1 protein-coding gene is annotated in these 220 nt (G+C 61.8%); it reads right to left on the bottom strand.

Translation table 11 applies throughout. The features are described 5' to 3' along the window. Positions 1-200, bottom strand: a 200-nt coding sequence (locus tag HJV72_RS19225; RefSeq protein ID WP_330619072.1) for a peptidoglycan-binding domain-containing protein, incomplete at its 3' end; no start/stop codon positions are given. Between the last annotated feature and the right edge of the window lie 20 nt (positions 201-220).

The following is a 220-nucleotide window of genomic DNA, read 5'->3' as shown; positions in this document are numbered from 1 at the left end:
AACTGCTTTTCCAGCGCGGCCCAGGTGGCCGGACCAACAATGCCGTCCGCCGTCAGGCCGAAGGTGTTCTGGAACGCGATGACGGCGCTGCGCGTCTGTGCGCCGAAAATACCGTCGGGTACGATATTGGGGATTGTGGGATAGAACGTTTGCGCAAGGTAGCTCAGGTAATACTGCACGGCCGCCACCTGTGCGCCCACGGCGCCCTGCTGGATAGAAC

This window comes from Extibacter sp. GGCC_0201 (genome assembly GCF_017566055.1).
In the GTDB taxonomy this organism is placed as follows: domain Bacteria; phylum Bacillota; class Clostridia; order Lachnospirales; family Lachnospiraceae; genus Extibacter.
The sequence above is the reverse complement of the archived record's forward strand: the minus strand, read 5'-3'. Positions and strand labels throughout refer to the sequence as shown.